Below are 22402 nucleotides of genomic sequence, written 5' to 3'. Positions count from 1 at the left end.
GCAGAAAACATCATAATACTCCTCATCATCGCGCGCTCCGTTAGCGAACTGCGGCGGCGCTGATATCGTGGATCAGTCGCGACTGCCCCTTTCCATCACCGCGTCGAGCCTCTTTGAGCAGTTCCGGATCGCTCTCCGCCGTATCCGCGTCGGCAAGTTCGGTAACGATAACGCGAGTCATCGCCCCTTGAGCGCGGCGAGACGGGCGGCGTTACGCGCCCTGTGCTCCTCAAGCGAAATAAACTCGCCGCGTTCAAGCGCGGCCAGACCTTCCTCAACGAGGGGCTTTGCCCAAACCAAATCGTCTTTTTCAAGTTCACGCTCGACAATACGCTCGTCGATGAGCTGACGGGCGGCCTCCTCGATCGAGGGAAAATCACCGGTCGCGACATGCGCTTGAAGCCAAGCTTTTTGGTCGGGGGTGAGGGTGATCGCCATGAGGCTTCCTATATCATAAAACGCCTTTGCCCTTCACCCTCCCCATCACCGCATCGAGCTTCTTCAACAATTCCGGATCGCGCGCGTCGGGGGCGGTGACGATGGCGTTGTCGAGCGCGCGGTCGGAGCCGATCGGGCAGGGCTCGTGTTCGCGCGGAAAATCCGTCAGAACCCGCGCCAACAATCGCGCGACGGTCGCCGAATTCTTCTGAACGACCGCGATCACCGAGGCGATGTCGACATTGTCGTGCTCGGGATGCCAGCAGTCGAAATCCGTCACCATGGCGACGGTGGCGTAGGAGATTTCGGCCTCGCGCGCGAGCTTGGCTTCGGGCATCGCCGTCATGCCGATCACGTCATAGCCGGCGGCCTTGTAGGTGAGCGATTCGGCGTAGGACGAAAACTGTGGGCCTTCCATGCAGACGTAAGTTCCGCCGGCGACATGTTCGATGTTCTCGTCTTTCGCCGCGGCGCCGATGCGCGCGGACAGCAGCGGCGCGATCGGATGCGCCATCGACACATGCGCGACGCAGCCGTCGCCAAAGAAGGAGGATTGGCGCGCGAAGGTGCGATCGACGAATTGATCGATCAGCACGAAGAGACCCGGAAAAAGCTCCGATCTGAACGAGCCGCAAGCCGAGACCGAAATCAGATCGGTGACGCCGGCGCGCTTCATCGCGTCGATGTTCGCGCGATAGTTGATGGTCGAGGGCGAGAGCCGATGGCCGCGCCCGTGCCGCGGCAAAAAGACCGCCTGAGTCGCGCCGAGTTCGCCAAAGACGAGTTCGTCGGAAGGCGCGCCCCAGGGCGTCGTGACCCGCTCGCGGCGGATGTTGGCGAGCCCCGGTAGATCATAAACGCCTGACCCGCCGATTATTCCGACGACCGCTCTGGTCATGAATATGTCTCCTCGATAGCTGTTGCTCGGCCGGGTTTTGGGCCGGCGCCGAAAATCGCGGCAATGTGACAGGGTTGCGCCCCCAAAATGCCTGTGTTAGGGGACGCTCGCCTTGGAGCTGGGGCGCAGCGGCCCTCGTTCCTTTTCCTACAGCATCCGTCGTTTGAGGCTAACCGCTTAATCGTCGCGACCGTGCAACTTGCACTGCGAGCGGCGTCTCCAAACGGCGTAGATTGACGAGCGAACCAAGTGGCTCAAGACGGGGATTCCTTATCGGGCGTTGCAGGTCGCTACGCTTCCGCACTCTATGATTTGGCGACGGAAAATCACGCCGCCGATGACGTCGCCGCGGCGCTCGATCGATTCAAGACTCTGCTGGACGGCAGCGACGATCTCAAGCGCATGGTCAAAAGCCCGGTGTTCTCCGCCAAGGAGCAACTCGACGCGCTCGAGCCCGTTCTCAACAAGGGCCAGATCTCCGGCATCGCCGCCAATTTCATCCGTCTCGTCGCCGCCAAGCGACGTCTCTTCGTCATCTCCGACATGATCGCCGCCTATCGCCGCCTGCACGACAAGGCGAAGGGCCTGGTGCGCGCCGACGTGACGATCGCGGCGGCGCTGAAGCCGGATCATGAAGCCGCGCTGCGCGAGACGCTCGCCGGCGTCACCGGCGGCAAGACCATCGATCTCAAGGTGACGACGGATCCGTCGATCATCGGCGGTCTGATCGTCAAAATCGGTTCACGCATGGTCGACGCCTCCGTGCGCACCAAGCTCAACTCAATCCGCACACGCATGAAAGAGGTCGGCTGATGGATATCCGCGCCGCAGAAATTTCCGCGATCCTCAAGAAGGAGATCGCCAACTTTGGCGCCGAGGCCGAGGTCACCGAGGTCGGCCAGGTTCTGTCCGTCGGCGACGGCATTGCGCGCGTCTATGGACTCGACAATGTTCAGGCCGGTGAGACCGTCGAATTCCAGGACGGCACCAAGGGCATGGCGCTCAATCTCGAAACCGACAATGTCGGCATCGTGATTTTCGGCGACGACCGCCACATCAAGGAAGGCCAGACGGTCAAGCGCACCGGCGCCATCGTCGAGGTTCCGGTCGGCAAGGAGCTCCTGGGCCGCGTCGTCGACGCGCTCGGCAATCCGATCGACGGCAAGGGCCCGATCAAGACGGCTCAGCGTTCGCGCGTCGACGTCAAGGCGCCGGGCATCATTCCGCGCAAATCCGTGCATGAGCCGATGGCGACGGGCTTGAAGGCCGTCGACGCGCTGATCCCGATCGGCCGCGGCCAGCGCGAACTGATCATCGGCGATCGCCAGACCGGCAAGACCGCCATCGCGCTCGACACGATCCTCAATCAGAAATCGCTGAACGACGGCGACGACGAGAAGTCGAAGCTCTACTGCGTCTATGTCGCTATCGGCCAGAAGCGCTCGACCGTGGCGCAATTCGTCAAGGTGCTCGAAGAGCGCGGCGCGCTCGAATATTCGATCATCGTCGCCGCGACGGCTTCGGATCCGGCGCCGATGCAGTTCCTCGCGCCCTTCTCCGGCTGCGCGATGGGCGAATATTTCCGCGACAACGGCATGCACGCCGTGATCATCTATGACGATCTGTCGAAGCAGGCCGTCGCCTACCGTCAGATGTCGCTGCTGCTGCGCCGCCCGCCGGGCCGCGAAGCCTATCCGGGCGACGTCTTCTATCTGCATTCGCGCCTGCTCGAGCGCGCCGCGAAGCTTTCCGACGATCGCGGCGCCGGATCGCTCACCGCGCTGCCGGTCATCGAGACGCAGGCGAACGACGTGTCGGCTTATATTCCGACGAACGTCATCTCGATCACCGACGGCCAGATCTTCCTTGAGACCGATCTCTTCTACCAGGGCATTCGTCCCGCGGTGAACGTCGGCCTTTCGGTGTCGCGCGTCGGCTCGTCGGCGCAGACCAAGGCGACCAAGAAGGTCGCCGGCAAGATCAAGGGCGAACTGGCGCAGTATCGCGAAATGGCCGCCTTCGCCCAGTTCGGCTCGGACCTCGACGCGGTGACGCAGCGCCTCCTGAATCGCGGCGCGCGCCTCACCGAACTCTTGAAGCAGCCGCAGTTCTCGCCCTTGAAGATGGAAGAGCAGACCTGCGTGATCTACGCCGGCGTCAACGGCTATCTCGATCCGCTGCCGGTCAATCGCGTGCGCGCGTTCGAGGACGGCTTGCTCGCGCTGCTGCGTTCGCAGCACAGCGACATTCTCGAGAGCATCCGCACGACGAAGGATCTCACCGACGAGACTGCGGCGAAACTCAAGAGCGTCGTCGAGAGCTTCGCGAAGAGCTTCGCTTAACGCGCCCGGTCATATGGGCGTTGGTGAAACGAGACAGGCAAAAACGACATGCCCTCGCTAAAGGATCTTCGAAACCGCATCTCCTCCGTCAAGGCGACGCAGAAGATCACCAAGGCCATGCAGATGGTCGCCGCCGCAAAATTGCGCCGCGCCCAGTCGGCGGCGGAAGCGGCGCGTCCCTATGCCGAGCGCATGGAGTCGGTGCTCGCCAATCTCGCGTCCAGCGTGACGGCGGGCGGACCTCCGCTCTTGGCCGGCAATGGCAAGGATGAGACGCACCTGCTGGTCGTCGCCACCGCCGAGCGCGGCCTTTGCGGCGCCTTCAATTCCTCCATCGTGCGTCTCGCCCGCGAGCACATCGCGCGGCTTCAGGATCAGGGCAAGACCGTCAAGATCCTCTGCGTCGGCAAGAAGGGTTTCGAGCAGCTTCGCCGCCAGTATGAGCGCAACATCATCGAGGTCATCGAGCTGCGCGGCGTCAAGCAGCTGGGCTTCGACACCGCCGATGAGATCGGCAAGAAGATCATCCGCATGTTCGAAGAGGGCGACTTCGACGTCGCGACGCTGTTCTTCTCGCGCTTCAAATCGGTGATCGCTCAAATTCCGACCGCGCAGCAGCTCATCCCGGCGCAAATTCCCTCGAACGAAAACGCGCCGCCCGTCGAAGGTCCGCAAGCGTCTTATGAATATGAGCCGGGACAGGACGAAATTCTCTCGACGCTGCTGCCGCGCAACATCTCCGTGCAGGTGTTCCGCGCGCTGCTCGAAAACGCCGCCTCCGAACAAGGCGCCCGCATGAGCGCGATGGACAATGCGACGCGCAACGCCGGCGATATGATCAAGAAGCAGACGACGATCTACAACAGGTCGCGTCAGGCGATGATCACCAAGGAGCTCATCGAAATCATCTCGGGCGCCGAGGCGCTCTGAGGCATTTTAGGACGAGGACCAAACATGGCCGCCAATAAGCCCAGCGGGCGCATCACCCAAGTCATCGGCGCCGTCGTCGACGTGCAGTTCGACGGGAATTTGCCTGAGATTCTGAACGCGCTCGAGACGACGAACCAAGGCAATCGCCTCGTTCTCGAAGTCGCGCAGCATTTGGGCGAAAATTCCGTGCGCACCATCGCCATGGATTCGTCCGAAGGCCTCGTGCGCGGTCAGGAAGTCACCGACACCGGCGCGCCGATTTCGGTTCCGGTCGGCGACGAGACGCTTGGGCGCATCATCAACGTCATCGGCGAGCCGGTCGACGAGGCGGGCCCGATGCTCACGAAATCGCGCCGCGCGATTCACCAGCCAGCGCCCTCCTACGCCGAGCAGGCGACGGAAGCGCAGATTCTCGAGACCGGCATCAAGGTCGTCGATCTGCTCGCGCCTTACGCCAAGGGCGGCAAGATCGGCCTGTTCGGCGGCGCGGGCGTCGGCAAGACCGTGCTGATCATGGAGCTGATCAACAACATCGCCAAGGCGCATGGCGGCTATTCCGTCTTCGCCGGCGTCGGCGAGCGCACCCGCGAAGGCAACGACCTCTATCACGAGATGATCGAGGGCGGCGTCAACAAGAAGGGCGGCGGCGAAGGCTCGAAATGCGCGCTGGTCTACGGCCAGATGAACGAGCCGCCGGGCGCGCGCATGCGCGTCGCGCTGTCGGGCCTCACCGTCGCCGAAGATTTCCGCGACCGCGGCATGGACGTGCTGTTCTTCGTCGACAACATCTTCCGCTTCACCCAGGCGGGTTCGGAAGTCTCGGCGCTTCTCGGCCGCATCCCCTCGGCGGTGGGCTATCAGCCGACGCTCGCCACCGACATGGGCGCGCTGCAGGAGCGCATCACCACGACGACCAAGGGCTCGATCACTTCGGTGCAGGCGATTTACGTCCCGGCCGACGATTTGACCGACCCGGCGCCCGCCACCTCCTTCGCGCATTTGGACGCCACGACCGTGTTGTCGCGTTCGATCGCGGAAAAGGGCATTTATCCGGCGGTCGATCCGCTCGACTCGACCTCGCGCATGCTGTCGCCGGCCATCGTCGGCGAGGAGCACTACGACGTCGCCCGTAAGGTGCAGTCGACGCTGCAGCGCTACAAGTCGCTGCAGGATATCATCGCCATTCTCGGCATGGACGAACTCTCCGAAGAGGACAAGCTCGTCGTCGCCCGCGCCCGTAAGATCGAGCGCTTCCTGTCGCAGCCCTTCCATGTCGCCGAAGTGTTCACCGGTTCGCCCGGCAAGCTCGTCGCGCTCGCCGACACGATCAAGGGCTTCAAGGGCCTCGTCGAAGGTGAATATGACCATCTGCCCGAGGCGGCTTTCTACATGGTCGGCTCGATCGAAGAAGCGGTCGAAAAGGCCGCGAAGCTCGCCAAGGAAGCGGCGTAACTTTTACAAAGCGTTTTGGCCGGACGTGCTCCGGCCATGACGCTGATCAGTTTTCGTGGATGGCCGGGTCGCCCGGCCATGACGGGCTGAACGCAAAGCGCCGTCGGAGAACATCATGGCTGCATTCCACTTCGAACTCGTCTCACCCGAGAAGCATCTCTTCTCCGGCGATGTCGAGTCGGTCGTCGCCCCTGGCGCCGACGGTCAGTTCACCGTGCTCAAGGACCATGCGCCGGTCATGACCACGCTGAAGGCCGGCGTGGTGACGGTCGCCGGCGGCGACGGCAAGGTCGAGAAGCTTTTCGTGCGCGGCGGGTTCGCCGACGTCAATGCGTCCGGCTTCACCATTCTCGCCGAACAGGCGATTCCTCTTGCCGAAATCGACGTCGCCAAGGTCGACGTCGACATTCGGAACGCGCGCGAGGACATCTCCGACGCCAAGTCTGACGAAGCGCGTCTAGCCGCGTCCGACAAGCTCGCGCAATTGCAGGAGCTGCGCGCGGCGATCGGCGGCTGATCACCGCGCGAGGGCCATCACGCGGCGCAGCGCGCAAGTCTCGCAACTTCTCTCCGCGTCATGCCCGCGCTTTGTCGCGGGCATCCACGCAGAACTGCTCAAACGCGGCGTGAACTATATCTCGTTCACGTCTTCCGACGCCGGCTCCTCGAGCTCCGCTTCGATCATGTCGCCGTGCCGCTCTGCTGGCGCGAGTTCGGATCGTGACTGCGCAATCTCTCGGATCGCCTCTCCAATCTCCGGATTGCGCTTGGTCAGCGTCTGCAGATCATAGGCGTCGAGGATAAGGAGTTTCGTCGGCGCGGTCGCCCGCACGTCGGCGGTGCGCGATGTTTTGTGCAGAACGGCGATCTCGCCGAAGAACTGCCCTTCGCCGAGCTTGACGTTTTCATGCGCCAGTTCGACTTCGACCTCGCCTTCGGCGATGAAATACATCGAATGCGCGGGATCGCCCTTGCGCACGATCATTGCGCCCCGGGGGATGGACTGCGCCCGAAGATAGCGCATGATCTCGGCAATCCCGGCCGCATCGAGGCCGCGAAACAGCGGCACGCTGGCGACCATCGTCCACGTGACGACGAATTCGCGGCGGTGAATTTCTTCGGCGAAGGCGGTGGCGAGAATGCCGACCGGCAGGCCCAGCAGCAGAAAGCCCGTCACCATGGCGAAGGAGGCGATGAGCTTGCCCGCCAGCGTGAGCGGGATGACTTCGCCATAGCCGACGGTCGTCACCGTTTCGATCGCCCACCACATGGCGTCCGGAATCGTGCCGAATTTTTCGGGCTGCGCCTCATGTTCGGCGATATGCATCGCGGTCGAAAAGAACAGCACCGCGCCAAACAGAATGATTAGCCAGGCGAGCAGCGCCTTGCGCTCGGCCTCGATCACCGCCAGCAATGTGCGGATGCCAGGAGAATAGCGCGCGAATTTGAAGAACCGCAGCAGGCGCAGCATCAAAAAGACGCGCAGATCCGCCGAGAAGTAGAACGAGAGATAGAAGGGCAGGAAGGCGGCGAGGTCGATCAGCGCCCAGCCTGATCCGATGAAGGCGAGCCGCGCCGCCGTCGGCGAGCGGCGCGCATAGAGCGCATGTTCGGGGGCGCACCAGACGCGCAAGACATATTCGAGCGTGAAGGCGGCGACGGCGACATATTCGATAAGGTCGAAGACATCCGCATAGCTGTCGCTGTATTCCGGCACCGATTCGAAAATCACCGAAACGACCGACAGCAGCACGAGCCCAATCAGCCCGCGATGCACGACGCGTGCGAACCGGTCGTGGCTGCCGCCGTCCAGGACGACGTGGACGCGTCGCCGCAACAAAGCCAGACCGCGCCGCCGGTCCGGCTCGTTCATGGCGTGGCCGCTTTTCCGCGCAACGCATCCTCGACGGAGGCGAGCGCCTGATCGATGGCGGCGGCGTTGGGGCCGCCCGCCTGCGCAAGGTCGGGGCGGCCGCCGCCGCCCTTGCCGCCGAGCATAACGCTCGCGACGCGCACGAAATCCACGGCGCTGTATTTCTCGGTGAGATCATCGGTGACGCCGACGACAATGCCGGCCTTGCCGTCGGGCGAGGCGCTAGCGATCGCGACAACGCCCGAGCCGATCGCCTTCTTGGCGTCGTCGACCATCGACTTCAAATCCTTGGCCTCGATGCCTTCGACCGCGCGCGCCAGCAGCTTAACGCCGCCGATGTCGCGCGGCTTCTCGGCGGCGCCGTCGACAGCGCCACCGCCCATCGCGAGCTTGCGTTTTGCGTCCGCGAGTTCGCGTTCAAGCCGCTTGCGCTCGTCGAGAAGAGCGGCAAGTCGCGCCGGCGCGTCTTCGACAGGGGCGCGCATCAGCGCCGCCATGTCGCGCAGCGCGCGCGATTGCGCGACAAGCTGGCTGCGCGCGCCCTCGGCGGTGCGCGCCTCGATGCGGCGCACGCCGGACGCGACCGCGCCCTCGCCGACGATGGCGACGAGGCCGATGTCGCCGGTGCGCGCGACATGCGTGCCGCCGCACAGCTCGACGGAGAAGGGATGCGCGGCGCCGGGACTCACCGGGCCCATCGAGACGACGCGCACTTCGTCGCCGTATTTTTCGCCAAAGAGCGCGCGCGCGCCGGAGCGGATGGCGTCGTCCTGGGCCATCACCCGCGTCTCGACGGGCGCATTGTCCTGAACAATCTCATTGGCGAGCGTCTCGACGCGCGCCAGCTCCTCATCGGTGAGCGGCTTGGGATGGGTGAAGTCGAAGCGCAGCCGATCCGGCGCGACGAGCGACCCCCTTTGCGCCACATGCTCGCCGAGCACCTGCCGCAGCGCCTCATGCAGAATATGGGTGGCCGAATGGTTGGCGCGCGACTGAGTGCGGCGCTCGTGGTCGACGTCGAGCTCGAGCGCGAGGCCGGGCGTGATCTCGCCCTCTTCGACGACGCCCTCGTGAACGATGAGGTCGCCGAGCTTCTTGACGGTGTTTTCCACGCGAAAGCGCAGGCCGCGGGCGCGCATCACGCCGACGTCGCCGACCTGTCCGCCCGATTCGCCGTAGAAGGGCGTCTGATTGAGGATCAGCGCGCCGCGCCCGCCTTCCTTCAGCGAAAAGGCCTCGCCGCCGTCATGAATGATGGCGGTGACGACGCCCTCGCTTCTTTCGGTTTCATAGCCGAGGAATTCGGTCGCGCCGAGACGTTCCTTCAGCGCGAACCAGAGCGCTTCGGTCGCGGTTTCGCCGGAGCCGGACCAGGCCTTGCGCGCGTCCGCCCGCTGGCGCTCCATCGCGGCGTTGAAGATTTCCTTGTCGACGCCGATGCCGCGCGGACGCAAGGCGTCCTCGGTGAGATCGAGCGGGAAGCCGTAGGTGTCATAGAGTTTGAACGCCGTTTCGCCGGAGAGCTTGTCGCCCTGGCCGAGCGCCGCCGTCTCCTCGTCGAGGATCGCGAGACCGCGCGCGAGCGTGGCGCGAAAGCGCGTCTCTTCGGAAAGCAGCGTGTCGGCGATGAGCGACTGCGCGCGCACGAGCTCCGGATAGGCCTGGCCCATCTCGGCGACGAGCGTCGGCGCCAGCTTCCACATCAGCGGTTCTTTCGCGCCGAGAAGCTGGGCGTGCCGCATGGCGCGGCGCATGATTCGGCGCAGCACATAGCCGCGGCCTTCGTTCGACGGCGTGACGCCGTCGGCGACGAGGAAGGAGGAGGCGCGTAGATGGTCGGCGATGACGCGATGGCTCGCGCCCTGCGGGCCGTCGACCGCCGCGCCGGTGAAATCGGCGACCGCGCCGGTCAGCGCGCGGAAGAGATCAATGTCGTAGTTGGAGGTCACGCCCTGCATCAGCGCGGCGATGCGCTCCAATCCCATGCCGGTGTCGATCGAGGGGCGCGGCAGCGGCGCGCGTTGTCCCGGCGCCACCTGCTCATATTGCATGAAGACGAGGTTCCAGAACTCCAGGAATCTGTCGCCGTCCTCGTCCGGACTGCCGGGCGGACCGCCTTTGAGCGCCTCGCCCTGGTCGTAGAAGATCTCCGAGCAGGGGCCGCAGGGGCCGGCATCGCCCATGCTCCAGAAATTGTCGGAACTGGCGATGCGGATGATGCGGCTGTCGTTGAAGCCGGCGATCTTTTTCCACAGATCATAGGCCTCGTCGTCGTCGTGATAGACGGTGACGAGCAGCCGATCGACGTTGAGCCCGAATTCGCGCGTGATGAGGTTCCAGGCAAGCTCGATCGCGCCTTCCTTGAAATAGTCGCCGAAGGAGAAATTGCCGAGCATCTCAAAGAAGGTGTGATGGCGCGCGGTGTAGCCGACATTGTCGAGGTCGTTATGCTTGCCGCCGGCGCGCACGCATTTTTGCGCCGAGGCGGCGCGCGCATAGGCGCGCTTTTCGACGCCGGTGAAGACGTTCTTGAATTGCACCATGCCGGCGTTGGTGAACATCAACGTCGGATCATTGTGCGGCACGAGCGACGATGAGGCGACTTTCTCGTGCCCCTTGTGCGCGAAATAGTCGAGGAAGGCGGTGCGGATCTGGTTGACGCCACTCATGCGGTCACGGCTCGCGAATGCGCTCCCGTCGCCGAAGCGGCTTCTGCGCCGATGCGGGAGACGCGTTAAAACAATAACCTGGAGCGGCTTTTCGTTTCAACGAAACAGGCGACGGCCCGAGGTTGCGGCGAAGGCTGCGGCAGGCGGCGCCGTCGCGCGCTTCGTCCTGCGCGATATGACAGTTTCGGGGGGAAACGGCAATGGCGCGGGGGCGCCAGGCCCCCTCGCCAGTTCCAAATCACCGGCGCGCGCAGCGCCGGAAGTGCGATTGCATACGACGCGTAGGGTGGCTTAGGCCTCTCCGGCCTCGTTGTCATCGGGCGCGTCGAGAATACGCTCGGCGATCAGCCCGGCGTTCTCGCGGATCGCCTGTTCGATGCGCTGCGCGGCCTCGGGATTTTGCTTCAAAAAGCTCTTGGCGTTCTCGCGGCCCTGGCCGAGCCTCTGGCTGTCGTAGGAGAACCAGGCGCCCGATTTCTCGACGACGCCGGCCTTGACGCCAAGATCGATCAATTCGCCGAATTTGGAGACGCCTTCGCCATACATGATGTCGAATTCGACCTGTTTGAACGGCGGCGCCACCTTGTTCTTGACCACTTTGACGCGGGTCTGGTTGCCGGTCGTCTCGTCGCGGTCCTTGATCGCGCCGATGCGGCGGATGTCGAGCCGCACCGAGGCGTAGAATTTCAGCGCATTGCCGCCGGTCGTCGTCTCGGGCGAACCGTACATTACGCCGATCTTCATGCGGATCTGATTGATGAAGATGACGAGCGTGTTGGAGCGGGCGATCGAGGCGGTGAGCTTGCGCAGCGCCTGGCTCATCAGCCGCGCCTGCAGGCCGGGCTGCACGTCGCCCATCTCGCCTTCGATTTCGGCGCGGGGCGTCAGCGCCGCGACCGAATCGACGACGAGCACGTCGACGGCGCCCGAGCGCACCAGCGTGTCGGTGATCTCAAGCGCCTGCTCGCCGGTGTCGGGCTGCGAAATCAGGAGATCTTCGAGATTGACGCCGAGCTTGCGGGCGTAGATCGGGTCGAGGGCATGTTCCGCGTCGACAAAGGCGCAGACGCCGCCCAATTTCTGCGCCTCGGCGATGACATGCAGGGTGAGGGTGGTCTTGCCCGAGGATTCCGGCCCGTAAATCTCAACGACGCGGCCGCGGGGCAGGCCGCCGACGCCCAGCGCGATGTCGAGCCCCAGCGAGCCGGTCGAAATCGTCTCGATCTCGACGGCCTTCTGGTTCTTGCCGAGCCGCATGATCGAGCCTTTGCCGAAGGCGCGCTCGATCTGCGACAGCGCGGCGTCGAGCGCCTTGGTCTTGTCCACGGACGTCCCTTCCACGAGGCGGAGATTGGCTTGGCTCACGGCTGAAATTCCTTCTGACACGGTTAGCTAGGCGCGGCAATGCGGCTGCGAGGGGCGGGGCCAAACGCGCCAAGGCGAGAAGGGGGACAGCGCGCTTGACCCTGACCTCCAGTGTGCATGATTTGTTCTTTTTGCCAAGTTCTTTTTTTGTTCGAATTGGAGCGGACATAATTGTTAGTCCTCGGCGGACATCGCTATTTGTCCATCCAAAACCGTGTCTGATTTAAAAACAGGCCACTTAGATTGCGGAACATTGGCGAACCTATTGGCGAAACTCGCGCGTGGCCGCAGAACTTATCAAAACACGTCAAAACAATGAATTATGCAATTTGGATTCGCGAAAGCCTCCCGCCCAGCGAGGCGATTGGCGAACATATTGGCGAAAGTCTCGCCTGCCTTATGCGTCGTCCAAGGGCCCGTTTAACTCGGCTTCACAGATTCGATCATACTTGCTGTCGAGTAAGAGCACGATCATTGATGCAGCGGCTCTTAGAGACTTAAAGTCGCGATCTTCCGCTGGAGGATTTCCAATTTCGATATTCATTCCGCTTTCCCGCGATGTGTTGACGCTCACTGATGGCAGCTTCTGACCTAAAACATCAACCAGGGCAGTCTTTATGTTTTCAACATCAAGCTTCATCCGGCAACCATCCATCGGATACGACCGTGGAATGCGCGCGAACCGACATATTTGCTCGTACAGCGAAAGCGGCATGTCATTTTTATTAAAATAGTTCTGCAATGACCTGTATGGAATATTAAGATCACGCGCTACGTCTGTCAGCTTTACACGTCTTTGCTTCAGAGCGGCCCGCAAATGCTCAACGGTGCGCGTCCCTCCACTCTCAGCCTTGACATAGGCATCGTCAGGTGTATTTTTCATCAATTATGGGCCAAATTTCGCACAACATTCGCCTCACGGTCGCGCCGTCAGAAGATTTGTATCTGATGGTGCGCGCGGGTTTCGTGGCGCAGGGCACAACGCTTAACGCGTGGTGTATCGCTAACGCCCTTAATCGGCAAACCGTTGAACGCTCTCTGCGAGGATATCGGAACGGGATGCGGTCCCACTTGCTTCGAGAGCGTGTTGTTGCCGCCGCGCTTCAAAAGGCGAATGGCGCGCCATGAATGCATTCGTATCGACAGTCGCAATAGCGGAGGCAACAGGTAAAACGAAGCGAGCGATTGAGATTGCAATTTCCCGGATCGTTGCTGGGCAAGCAAGCACTTGGCGCGGAGCCAAGTTGGACATTCGTCAAGTGCACGGTCGCGGCGGGAAGGCTGGCGTTCAATATCAAGTTCGCGTCGACTCCCTTCCAATCGACGTTCAAGACCGCCTGAAGGTCCATTTGAACGGCCCTTCAACGCCCGTTATGCCGCGAACCTTTGCAACCCACTCCGCTGCGGTGCTGGACTGGTTCTCCCGTTTTGTCGAAGAGGTCGAAGCGACGAAGCCGGGCTCCGTCGCCCACGCGAACATCCTTCGCGCATGGAGCGGAAGGCCGCTGCCTGACATCAAGGGCTCGGGCACATTTCGGCGCTACAGCACGCGCTCGCTCAATCGCTTCCTCGCGGACTATCAATGCAACGGCGTCAGAGCATTGTGTCGCGCCAAGCGCAGCGATCACCGGACGAAACGCACGATCGTCACAGTGAAATTCGACGCCTGGGTGCGCGAAGTCGGGTTGGGGAATGAACTGGAGCCCATTGCGGAAGCGCTGAAAACTCGCATTCGCGGCTGGCACAAGGCGTCGGAAGGCATTTCCGCGATCCGTCTGGACGCCGAACGTCACCTTGAGAAGCTCGTCAGGGAGCGCGGCTTCGAGCCGCCGAACGGTGCCTGTGCCATCCCGCTTCACATCGTCAAGGCGGAGAGCAAATACCGCGCCGTCGCCAAATTCAAGAAAGACCGGAAAGCATGGCAGGACAGCGCGCCCGCCATCCGTCGCACGATCGACGGACTGGCGCCGATGGATATCATTGTCGGCGACGTGCATCCGCTCGATTTTCTGTTGCCCGAGGTGGAGGGTTTTCAGCGCTACGCAAAGGCGATCTGTTGGCTCGACGTTGCGACGAAGCGCCTGTGGATGACTGTCGTCTTTCTTCCCAAGGGCACAGGCATTCGCAACGCGCATGTCATCGCCAGCTTCATGGAGATGGCGTCGGCTCGGGGCCTGCCGAAAACCCTCTATCTCGATAACGGCTCGGAATATAACTTTGCCGAGTTTATCCCCGACGCCATGAAGCTCGCGGGCAATGACGGGGAACGCGTCCTCATCCGCGCGAAACCGTATAACGCTCGCGCCAAGGCGATTGAAGGCGTCTTCGCGATCTTGCGCCACCTCTTCGCAAAAATTCCGGGCTATATCGGCGGCGATCGCATGAAATCCAAAGTCGCCAACATCGGCAAGGCGCCCGTCCCCTTCAACGGCACATTTGGCCAATTCCGAGAAATCATCGGCGCGGTCGTTATGCAATATCACGCGCTGCCGCAACGCGGGCAATTGAAGGGCCTTTCGCCCATCGAAGCCTACAACCGGGCCGTCGGGGCCGGTTGGCATATGACTGAAGTCGACCCCGACGCCTTCTTTACCGCCTTTTCGACGCGCGAGACGCGCGTCATCAAGAATGACTGTTCCATCGATGTCGGCGGACGCTCTTGGACGTGTAGAGAGCTTCGCGAGCGCATCAGCGATCGCGTGACCGTGCGCATTCCAAAATTCGAGCAATGGGACCGCCTGCCGCTCGAAGACGAGCGCGGCAACCTCATAGGCTTCGCTGAAGAAGCGGTTGAGTATCGCTATTTCGACCCGGCCGGCGCGCGCGCAAGCGCCAAGCAGCAGCGCGAACGCGTCGCAGCGGTTCGCAGGCTCGATAGGTCGGCGCCAGATATCGACGTCATTGGCGAGGTTTTGGCGCTTGCAAATACCGTTCCCAAGATGCTTCCAGCGCCGATCGGCGCGCGCGTGACGGCCTCCGACTCTGCGCGAGCGATCGCGCGTGGGGCGAAGGAAAGTCCCAAGGTCAAGCGCGCGCGAGAGGACGCCGCGCGCGAGAGTGAGGCGGCGTTTGACGAAGACTTTATTCGCCGCATTCAAGGAGCCAAACAGCAGTGAGGGAGGATTTCTTCGTCGAGACGACAATCACGCGCGGCGTGCGCGCGAGTGTCGAATACGCCCTACAGAGCAAGACCGCCGTCGTTATCAAAGGCAAGGCGGGCCAGGGCAAGACGGTCACCTTGTTGCGCGAAATCGACGGGCGCCGCCCGTTTGCTCGAGGAATATATTGGCGCGCCAATGTCAGCGACGCGACGCCACGCGCGGCGCTTTGTTCGCTCGCTGACATTCTCGGTGACCACTATGGCTCGCATTTCAGCAATGCGAGTTCCTGCAAGGCGGCTTTCGAAGCGATCGAAGAATTTCTCACCGCGTGGCAAGCCATGGGCGATTTCCTGGTCGTCGACGAGGCGCACAAGATCGACCTTTCTGTTTTGCAGGAAGTCTCAGATTTTCCCTACCGGCACGGTCTGCCCGTCGTCTTCTGCGGCAATGACAAGCTCTTGAAGCGATCGCGCGCCAAAGCCGGCAATCTTGATCAAATTGAGAGCCGTTGTGGGCGGCAATTTATCGTCGGCGAAGCCTCTGAAGAAGATCATAAGGCCATTGCGGTCGCCTACGGGGTCGTCGGACAAGAAGCTTTGCAAGCCTGCATCCAGTTCGCCGCCAAGCAGTCGATTCGCGAGCTTGTCGAAATGCTGTCCGCTGCGCGCGCCGGGTCAGCCGGAAGCGATATCGGTTCAAATGAAATCCGCGAAGCCGCCGCCTTTCTCAAAAAGAAGCGTGGCCTGCGAATGCTCGCGCGGGATGACGATGATTTGTAAAGCGCGCTCGTATGGCCGCGTGAGAGCCCCGAAAGCGAACGGAGCAGCGGAGTAGCGGAATGTTGAACGCAAAGCAGCTAAGGCTCGTTCAGATCGTCAAGCGACAACTCGCCCTCGATGAGGAAACCTATCGACATCTCTTGCGTGAGGCGGCCGGCGTCGAGAGCGCGAAAGACCTCGACAATGTGGGATTGAACGCGTTTGTCAGGGAGGCGAAGCGGCTTGGGTTCAGGCACACGTCCGCGACCAGCTTCGGCGCGCGGCGAGGGATGGCGACACCAAAACAGGTCGCGGTGATCCGCAAGCTTTGGGAGGAATGGTCGACGATCGACGGTTCCGAAAAAGCGCTCAACGCCTGGATCGAACGTTCCTACGGTGTTTCGGCGCTCCGCTTTCTTTCGTTGGATGCGGCCGGAAAGGCGATCAACGGTCTTCGCGCCATGATCCGGCGCATGGCTGAAACAGCTGACCAGTCCTCAGATCGGAGTGCTTGATGACGCAAGGACCGATTTTCACACGCGAAGAGCTTCTTTCGCTCAGCAAGGAAAGGCTCGTCGATATCATCGGCCCGCAAAGCGTGACCATAAGCGCAATTCGAGAAATCAACAATGAAGCGGTGACCGTAGGGCTGCGACTTATGTCGGCGGATGTTCGAGACGATCACGCATATAGCCAAGTTCCACTTAGAGCACGGCGTCGCTTTCGAAGCGATGTGCAGGCAGAAATCCAGTCGTCAAGCACGAAGCAATAGTTGAGCGGGAAATCGCCGCGCAGGAAATAGTCGCAGTCTTTGCAACGTTTTTCGGCGGAAGAGATCAAGTCGCAAGCTTTGCGACTTGGAAGGCGCGAGACGGGCGCTGCTACGCCCGCCTCGCATGATCGTAAACCACGACAGACAGGTGAAGTCCATGAGCAGCATACGATCGATGAGAGATTACGACGAACGCACTCAACATCTCAAGCATCTATGGCATGAGACGGTTATCAAGAGGTTGCTCGACAATGCCGAACATCTTGAGGGCAGAGTGGGCGCGCTTCGCCACGACATGAAATTGGAGAACCTCGACGTCCGCCACGCCTACGCCAGAACATTTGAGTTCGACAAAATCCTTGCGGACATACGACGGCTGCTTTTGGAGACGGAGATATTCCAGGACAAGGAAGTGTTTTTCGAAGGGTTTTTGGAGGATGCGGCCGAGGCTGAACGATTGAAGGCGAAGCCCAGCCGAACGAAAGCGCGGAAAGCTAACGGCCGCGCCGCAAAGCCGCAAACGCCCGTCCGAAAGAAGCTCGCAAAAGCGCGCCCTTCGGCGTGACGCTGTCCACAATGGGCGTTTCGATTTCACTCCCAAAGACAAGGCCTTTCAACATGAGCGAACTGAAACATCATGCCAATGAGGCGCTCGCCGACATCGGCTATCTTGGCGACATTCTCGACGCGCTGGACAGCGTTCCAGACGACAAAGCCGACGCCGACGTTCTCTTGCGAGGAGTCACGGCGATTGGGCGGCGCATCGTCTGGCTTTCGATTGAAGCGTCCGAGCCGTTTCAACTATCCGCCGATGCTCGCTACACGCGCGCAGCGCTGTCCGATCTTTGCGGCTTTGGCCAGATCATCGCCGCGCTCGACGCGGTGCCTGCGTCGAAGCAAGACGCCACAACGCTTCTTTGCGCATCGGCCGCGCTCGGCCGCGGCATCACCCATCTGGCGATCGAAGCCGGCAACTCGCCAGCGGGCGAACTCGACGTAGTCGAAGCCACATTGGCGGCTGCAGAGATCCTGGACGCCGCCGAGAAGGGCGTGGCGCCTGATCCTTCGCGAAGGCCGATCTATGCATCCTTTCTAAAGGAGTTTAGCACCGTCGAGCATGGCGGCGTGCGCTTCGACGGGCGTTTCTGGAGCTGCGCGGCGATGCAGCCACTCCACGGCGAAAGAGTGACCGTCTTCATCCCGAAAGTCGGACATCTCACACGCCTTATGATCCTTGACTCCGATGGCGGTCTGATCGGGGTGGCGAAGGCGGAGCAACCCGGCGCTTTGGCGTCGGGAGAGGTTCAGGCGGCCGACTAGGAGCCAATGTCGACCGGCCGACGCGGCGCACTATGGCAGCGCCGGCCGGAAAGGTCAGAGGTATACTAGTCTGACTGCGCCGGGGAGTACGTGACGCTCCATGGGCTTTGTCGCCTGCCACTACCGATTCCGGGCCGTCGCAGCCTATTGATGCGCCTCTCCGGTCCGTTCGACAAGCCAAGCGCAAGAAACGGCCCATCTAACGTTCGATCAGCGTGCGCGTCTGGCGAAAATCGCCATTATTTCGAGAGGCGTGACGGGGAGGACGCCTGAACCCTCCGCGGGCGCATTGCCCGGCTGCTCGATTTTGCGCCGTCGCGATCGCCGAATATAGCTTCCAGTCGCCTTCTTCAACGCGCGAGCGCGATCTTCGCAGAAACGGCCCTCTGGCGCCCCAAACCAAAAATCCACTGCTTCCACCCGCGTGGTTTCGAAAAACGCGCCCACGGCGTTCAATGGTGCTTTAACGTCGATTTTATCGGATGGAGGGACGGCCGGTCGTGACCGGCCCATAACAATTTCGAACCGCCATCATTACTTTGGAAGGCGTGACGGGGAGGACGCTGGCGCCCTCCGCAGGCGATTGCCCCGCCACACGATTTTTGCGCCGTCACGAGGCCTGACGGCCCTTCAGGCGGCCGTCTTTCAACACGTGGCGTTTTCCCGTCAATTTGATTTCCGCTCTGGGACCCCAAGCCAACTTTCGCAGGTGCAGCCTGCAAGAAAGCTTTGAGCCCCCGGTCGAGCAGCACTTCTCATCAAGAGCTAGCCTTGGGTTTCCGCGGCTAACATTTGACGACGCGCAAACATCGCAGTTACACCTTTCGACGGATTGCGAGACAAAATTAGGCGGGAAATCGGGGTGCGATGCGCGTCAGAAAAATCACCATCGAAAATTTTCGTGGTGTCGCCCACGGCACAGTCGACTTTCCGGGGCATACGTTGCTCGTCGGAACGAACAACGTCGGCAAATCGACGGTCTGCGAGGCGCTCGACCTAGTTCTAGGCGCGGAACGACTATTCCGTCGACCAATCGTCGACGAACACGACTTTCACAATGGTCGGTATTTAGACGATGCCGGCAATCTCGTCGTCATCAAGATTGAAGTCGTGTTGATCGATCTGCCAGAGGATATGCGTCGGAAACTCTTTCACAAGACCAGACCCTGGAGCGAAGAGAAAAAGGGTTTCGTCGATGTCGACGGTTCGACACCATCCGACACTGACATCCCCGGCGTCGTTCGCGCACTCCCGATCACCTTTCTCGGCTGGTACGATCGAAAGACCGACGATTTTGAGGGGAAGACGTTCTTCTCCCATCCCACCAAGGAGAGCCCGGACGAACCGGATGATCCCACACCGGGCATCGGGCTAGAATCGTTCGGTCGCGATTGGAAGCAGGCATGCGGCTTCATCTATCTGCGAACGCTCCGCACCGGCCGTAGAGCGTTAAGTCTTGAACGAGGCTCCCTGCTGGATACGATTCTTCGGCTCGGCGACAAGGGCCGCGAGTCGATGTGGGAGGATACCGTCAAACGTCTGAAGTCGTTTGAACCGCCCGTCGGCTCCATCCCGCAACTCAAGGCGATCCGCGAGCAAGTCCGAAAACGGATGCAGCGCTTCATTGGGATAGCAGACGAGGATGATGCGACAGCGTTCTTCGCATCGGATCTCACGCGCGAGAATCTGAGGGAGGTTATTCAGTTCTTTGTGCGGTCCAAGGGGAGTGAATACGCCGTCCCGTTCCACAGATTGGGCACGGGGTCGATCAACACGCTTGTTTTCTCGCTTCTGACCCACATTGCCGATCTTCGCGGAAACGACTCCGTCATCTTCTCGATGGAGGAACCGGAGATCGCGTTGCCCCCGCACTCGCAGCGTCGGCTCACCCGTTACCTTCTCAAGAAGATGGGCCAGGCGATCGTCACCTCGCACTCGTCGCACGTCATCGACGAATTCGAGGTCACGCAGATCCTCGCAATCGACCGCGATACGAACCATCGTCTCTCGAGCACCGCGATTCCGACGGAGGGGATCAAGTTCAAGGCGGTGCGCCAGCGAAAGCTTCAGCTTGCAGAAGCAATCCTCGCGCGCGGTGTCATTGTCGCGGAAGGCGCGACCGAGGTTGCGACTCTGATCGCGACATCGCGCGCGCTGGAAGCTCATAGCCCGGAAAACGCGTATGACCCCTTCGACCTGACCGGCATCTCCGTCTTCGAGGCAGGAGCCCACGGTGAAATCCCCAAATGGGGACCCGCTTTAGGGAGCCTGCGAAAGGCGTTCTTCGCGTTCCATGATCTGCCGAAAAAAGAATGGACCGCGGAGCAAACGGCAAATCTCGCCCTGTATTCGGAGAACTGCCAGACGACCTACAAGGGGATTGAGGCGCTGCTGGTCGCCGAGGTCGCGGTCGACGCGCAAAGACGGTTTCTATCGGCGGTCGCGGAGTGGCCCGACTATCCGCAACACCGTGGCAAGCTGATGGCCGGCGCCGACGACGATGCGGTCAGAAAGCTTACCTACGTCGTGCTCGCAGACCGCAAAGGGGATGGTTACGCGGCCCACCTGATCGAGTGCTGCCAATCGTTGGCCGAGCTCCCCAAGACGATTACCGAGTTTCTGCAGCGCGTGAACGCGCTCTTGAGACTTCCGCCACTGGATGGCGACGACGACGCAGACGACGAGGGCAAGCCCGGATGACCTTCGTCCTGAACGACCAGCGCAGATCGGTGCTCGACGAGCCGGGGCACGTCCTCGTATTGGGCGGACCGGGCGCGGGAAAGACTACCCTCGCGATCCTGAAGGCACAGGCCGGAATGCCAGCGATGAAGCCCGGTCAAACGGCACTTTTCTTGAGCTTCTCTCGCGCGGCCGTGCACCAGATCATCACGCGCTGCAAGACCGTCCTGAGCCGGGAGGAGCTGTCGAGGATCGAGGTCAGAACCTATCACTCGTTCTGCTGGGAACTCCTGAAGGGACATGGTCGAGTGCTCCGCGGCTCGCCGATTGCCATGATCTCTCCCGGGCAGGAAGGAATGATGCGAACGCAATTCGAGGGCGACTGGGAAGTAGAACGTCGTCGCCTTCTCGACGAGGAAAGCCAAGCATCCTTTGACGCGTTTGCCCATGCCGCCGCTCGCCTGATCGAGGAAAGCAGGCATATTCGCGACGGCATCGCCGACATTCACCCGCTTATCATCCTCGACGAATTTCAAGACACAGATGACGATCAATGGCGCCTGGTACAGGCGCTCGCCGAAGCCACCAAGAGCGTCTTCCTCGCCGATCCGGAGCAGCGGATCTACGATTTCCGCAAGGGCGTCCGCACCGATCGCCTCGATATCCTACGCCGAGGTATCAAGTTACTCGAGGCCGACCTGGAGGCGGACAATTTCCGTAGCCCGACGTCGGACGTGCTGCGCTTCGCTAACGCGGTGGTAACGGCGAAAGCGCCGGGGCGATCAAAAGATGTCATCGTCACGACCTACGAGCGCTTCCAGAACATGTTCAATTCCACGGTCCACTTTTATGTGGGTCAGGCGTTCGCTGATTTGGCCCGGCGCGGCGTGGCAGAGCCTTGCGTGGCGGTCTTGGCGACGAGCAACGATCTCGTAGCGGACATCTCCGAGCTGCTCTCGACCTCTCATAATTTCGGGAAGAACGCGCTCTCCCCCATCAGCCACGACGTTGTCTGGGACGGTGAGCAATCATCCGCGGCGGCCCTCGTTACGGCCGCGTTGCTCGAGCAGACCTCCGCCTATTCGGTCGCATCCCGGACAGCAGCGCTGCGGCGTGTGGCCGATTTTTGGCTCCTGAAAAAGGATTGGTGCGAACAGCAAAATGCCCTCGGAGCCAAGACGGCCGGCGACCGCGCCGCCAGGATGACGGCCGCAATCGATTCGCTACGGAGGGACAAGCCGATCCGCGCATCTGGACCGAACCATCTAGCGCAATATCAGAGAGCATGCACCGGCGACCCTGTCAGCGATTGGCGCCTAGCCCGCCAGCATTGCACCGGCCATGACGACCTCAGAGCTATCGCGGTTCAAGCCGCAATGGTCCGCCTCTCGAAAGCCGGCGATCCGATCGCGATGGCATTGAGCGAACTCTGGGCGCGAACTGCGACATACGCCGGCGCGGTCGAGCGTGTCACCGCTATCCTCGATCAGCAGCGACTTGTTGGTGCTGATCGCCCTCCTCGCGGATGCATCCTGATGACCATCCATAAATCCAAAGGTAAGGAGTTTGATGCCGTCGTCATCGTGGAGGGATATCGTGGAGGCGCGCTCCTGAAGGAAGATGAGGCGCCCAAATACGAGAACAGCCGCCGTGTGCTTCGGGTCGGCATCACCAGAGCGCGGTACGCCGTCCGCATCATCCGCCCGGTCGATCCCACGCCGTTCTTCGATCCGAAGTGAGGCGGCCGCTGTGGTCATTTAGTCACGTCCGGCAGTTTGGCTTGAGCTTCCACCGGAGGCTGTTAC

The 22402-nt window shown here is 61.6% G+C and carries 20 protein-coding genes; 13 read left to right on the top strand and 7 right to left on the bottom strand.

The window, feature by feature from the left end; translation table 11 throughout:
• Positions 1–40: 40 nt before the first annotated feature.
• The 3 genes from EHO51_RS20525 to EHO51_RS10865 are packed head-to-tail and all read right to left on the bottom strand — an operon-like array spanning position 41 to position 1336.
• Positions 41–181: a hypothetical protein gene (locus EHO51_RS20525; protein ID WP_164479385.1), complete on the bottom strand. Its 141-nt coding sequence runs from the start codon at positions 179–181 to the stop codon at positions 41–43.
• Entirely contained in the window at positions 178–438 is a 261-nt protein-coding gene (locus tag EHO51_RS10870; RefSeq protein WP_124738918.1) for a hypothetical protein, read from the bottom strand. The genes EHO51_RS20525 and EHO51_RS10870 overlap by 4 nt, the downstream gene beginning before the upstream one ends.
• 13 nt (positions 439–451) lie before the next feature.
• A complete protein-coding gene (locus EHO51_RS10865; RefSeq protein ID WP_124738917.1) occupies positions 452–1336 on the bottom strand; it encodes an S-methyl-5'-thioadenosine phosphorylase in 885 nt (294 codons plus the stop codon).
• A gap of 249 nt (positions 1337–1585) precedes the next feature.
• Here EHO51_RS10865 and EHO51_RS10860 point away from each other — a divergent pair, with 249 nt between their 5' ends.
• The 5 genes from EHO51_RS10860 to EHO51_RS10840 all read left to right on the top strand — a co-directional run bounded on the left by EHO51_RS10860 (position 1586) and on the right by EHO51_RS10840 (position 6577).
• Positions 1586–2149, top strand: a complete 564-nt coding sequence (locus EHO51_RS10860) for a F0F1 ATP synthase subunit delta (RefSeq protein WP_124738916.1) — start codon at positions 1586–1588, stop codon at positions 2147–2149.
• On the top strand, positions 2149–3678 hold the full coding sequence (gene atpA, locus EHO51_RS10855) for a F0F1 ATP synthase subunit alpha (RefSeq protein ID WP_109025885.1): 1530 nt from the start codon (positions 2149–2151) through the stop codon (positions 3676–3678). Before EHO51_RS10860 ends, atpA begins: the two co-directional genes overlap by 1 nt.
• 48 nt (positions 3679–3726) lie before the next feature.
• Entirely contained in the window at positions 3727–4608 is an 882-nt protein-coding gene (locus EHO51_RS10850; protein ID WP_124738915.1) for a F0F1 ATP synthase subunit gamma, read from the top strand.
• Positions 4609–4632: 24 nt separating this feature from the next.
• Positions 4633–6060 carry a F0F1 ATP synthase subunit beta gene (gene atpD / locus EHO51_RS10845; RefSeq protein ID WP_018409133.1) on the top strand — a complete coding sequence of 476 codons (1428 nt, stop codon included), beginning with the start codon at positions 4633–4635 and terminating at the stop codon, positions 6058–6060.
• Positions 6061–6175: 115 nt separating this feature from the next.
• Positions 6176–6577 (top strand): F0F1 ATP synthase subunit epsilon, encoded by a 402-nt coding sequence (locus EHO51_RS10840; RefSeq protein ID WP_124738914.1) that lies wholly within the window; start codon positions 6176–6178, stop codon positions 6575–6577.
• A 114-nt stretch (positions 6578–6691) separates the two neighbouring features.
• On the opposite strand, the gene EHO51_RS10835 is transcribed toward EHO51_RS10840, so the two are convergent.
• From EHO51_RS10835 to EHO51_RS10820, 4 genes are all read right to left on the bottom strand, one after another.
• Positions 6692–7933, bottom strand: a complete 1242-nt coding sequence (locus tag EHO51_RS10835; protein ID WP_124738913.1) for a cyclic nucleotide-gated ion channel — start codon at positions 7931–7933, stop codon at positions 6692–6694.
• Positions 7930–10602 carry an alanine--tRNA ligase gene (alaS, locus tag EHO51_RS10830; RefSeq protein WP_124738912.1) on the bottom strand — a complete coding sequence of 891 codons (2673 nt, stop codon included), beginning with the start codon at positions 10600–10602 and terminating at the stop codon, positions 7930–7932. The genes EHO51_RS10835 and alaS overlap by 4 nt, the downstream gene beginning before the upstream one ends.
• 291 nt (positions 10603–10893) lie before the next feature.
• On the bottom strand, positions 10894–11967 hold the full coding sequence (gene recA, locus EHO51_RS10825; RefSeq protein ID WP_018409129.1) for a recombinase RecA: 1074 nt from the start codon (positions 11965–11967) through the stop codon (positions 10894–10896).
• 397 nt (positions 11968–12364) lie between these two features.
• Positions 12365–12850 (bottom strand): hypothetical protein, encoded by a 486-nt coding sequence (locus tag EHO51_RS10820; protein ID WP_124738911.1) that lies wholly within the window; start codon positions 12848–12850, stop codon positions 12365–12367.
• A 361-nt stretch (positions 12851–13211) separates the two neighbouring features.
• On the opposite strand from EHO51_RS10820, the gene EHO51_RS10815 reads away from it, so the two are divergent.
• The 8 genes from EHO51_RS10815 (at position 13212) to EHO51_RS10780 (ending at position 22336) form a co-directional block, all read left to right on the top strand.
• Positions 13212–15083 (top strand): hypothetical protein, encoded by a 1872-nt coding sequence (locus EHO51_RS10815; RefSeq protein ID WP_124738910.1) that lies wholly within the window; start codon positions 13212–13214, stop codon positions 15081–15083.
• Positions 15080–15847 carry an ATP-binding protein gene (locus tag EHO51_RS10810; RefSeq protein WP_124738909.1) on the top strand — a complete coding sequence of 256 codons (768 nt, stop codon included), beginning with the start codon at positions 15080–15082 and terminating at the stop codon, positions 15845–15847. The genes EHO51_RS10815 and EHO51_RS10810 overlap by 4 nt, the downstream gene beginning before the upstream one ends.
• A 59-nt stretch (positions 15848–15906) precedes the next feature.
• Positions 15907–16341: a regulatory protein GemA gene (locus EHO51_RS10805; protein WP_124738908.1), complete on the top strand. Its 435-nt coding sequence runs from the start codon at positions 15907–15909 to the stop codon at positions 16339–16341.
• The gene (locus tag EHO51_RS10800) at positions 16341–16598 is read left to right on the top strand and encodes a hypothetical protein (RefSeq protein WP_124738907.1); all 258 of its coding nucleotides are present in this window, start codon (positions 16341–16343) and stop codon (positions 16596–16598) included. Before EHO51_RS10805 ends, EHO51_RS10800 begins: the two co-directional genes overlap by 1 nt.
• A 157-nt stretch (positions 16599–16755) precedes the next feature.
• Positions 16756–17163, top strand: coding sequence for a hypothetical protein (locus EHO51_RS10795; RefSeq protein WP_124738906.1), 408 nt, complete (start codon positions 16756–16758; stop codon positions 17161–17163).
• 53 nt (positions 17164–17216) lie between these two features.
• Positions 17217–17918, top strand: coding sequence for a hypothetical protein (locus tag EHO51_RS10790; RefSeq protein ID WP_124738905.1), 702 nt, complete (start codon positions 17217–17219; stop codon positions 17916–17918).
• Between the two features lie 867 nt (positions 17919–18785).
• Positions 18786–20618 (top strand): ATP-dependent nuclease, encoded by a 1833-nt coding sequence (locus EHO51_RS10785; protein ID WP_124738904.1) that lies wholly within the window; start codon positions 18786–18788, stop codon positions 20616–20618.
• Entirely contained in the window at positions 20615–22336 is a 1722-nt protein-coding gene (locus EHO51_RS10780) for a UvrD-helicase domain-containing protein (protein WP_124738903.1), read from the top strand. The genes EHO51_RS10785 and EHO51_RS10780 overlap by 4 nt, the downstream gene beginning before the upstream one ends.
• Positions 22337–22402: the final 66 nt, after the last annotated feature.

This window comes from Methylocystis rosea (assembly GCF_003855495.1).
GTDB lineage: Bacteria > Pseudomonadota > Alphaproteobacteria > Rhizobiales > Beijerinckiaceae > Methylocystis > Methylocystis rosea_A.
Note: the sequence above shows the minus strand (reverse complement) of the source record. Positions and strands in the feature narration are given on the sequence as shown.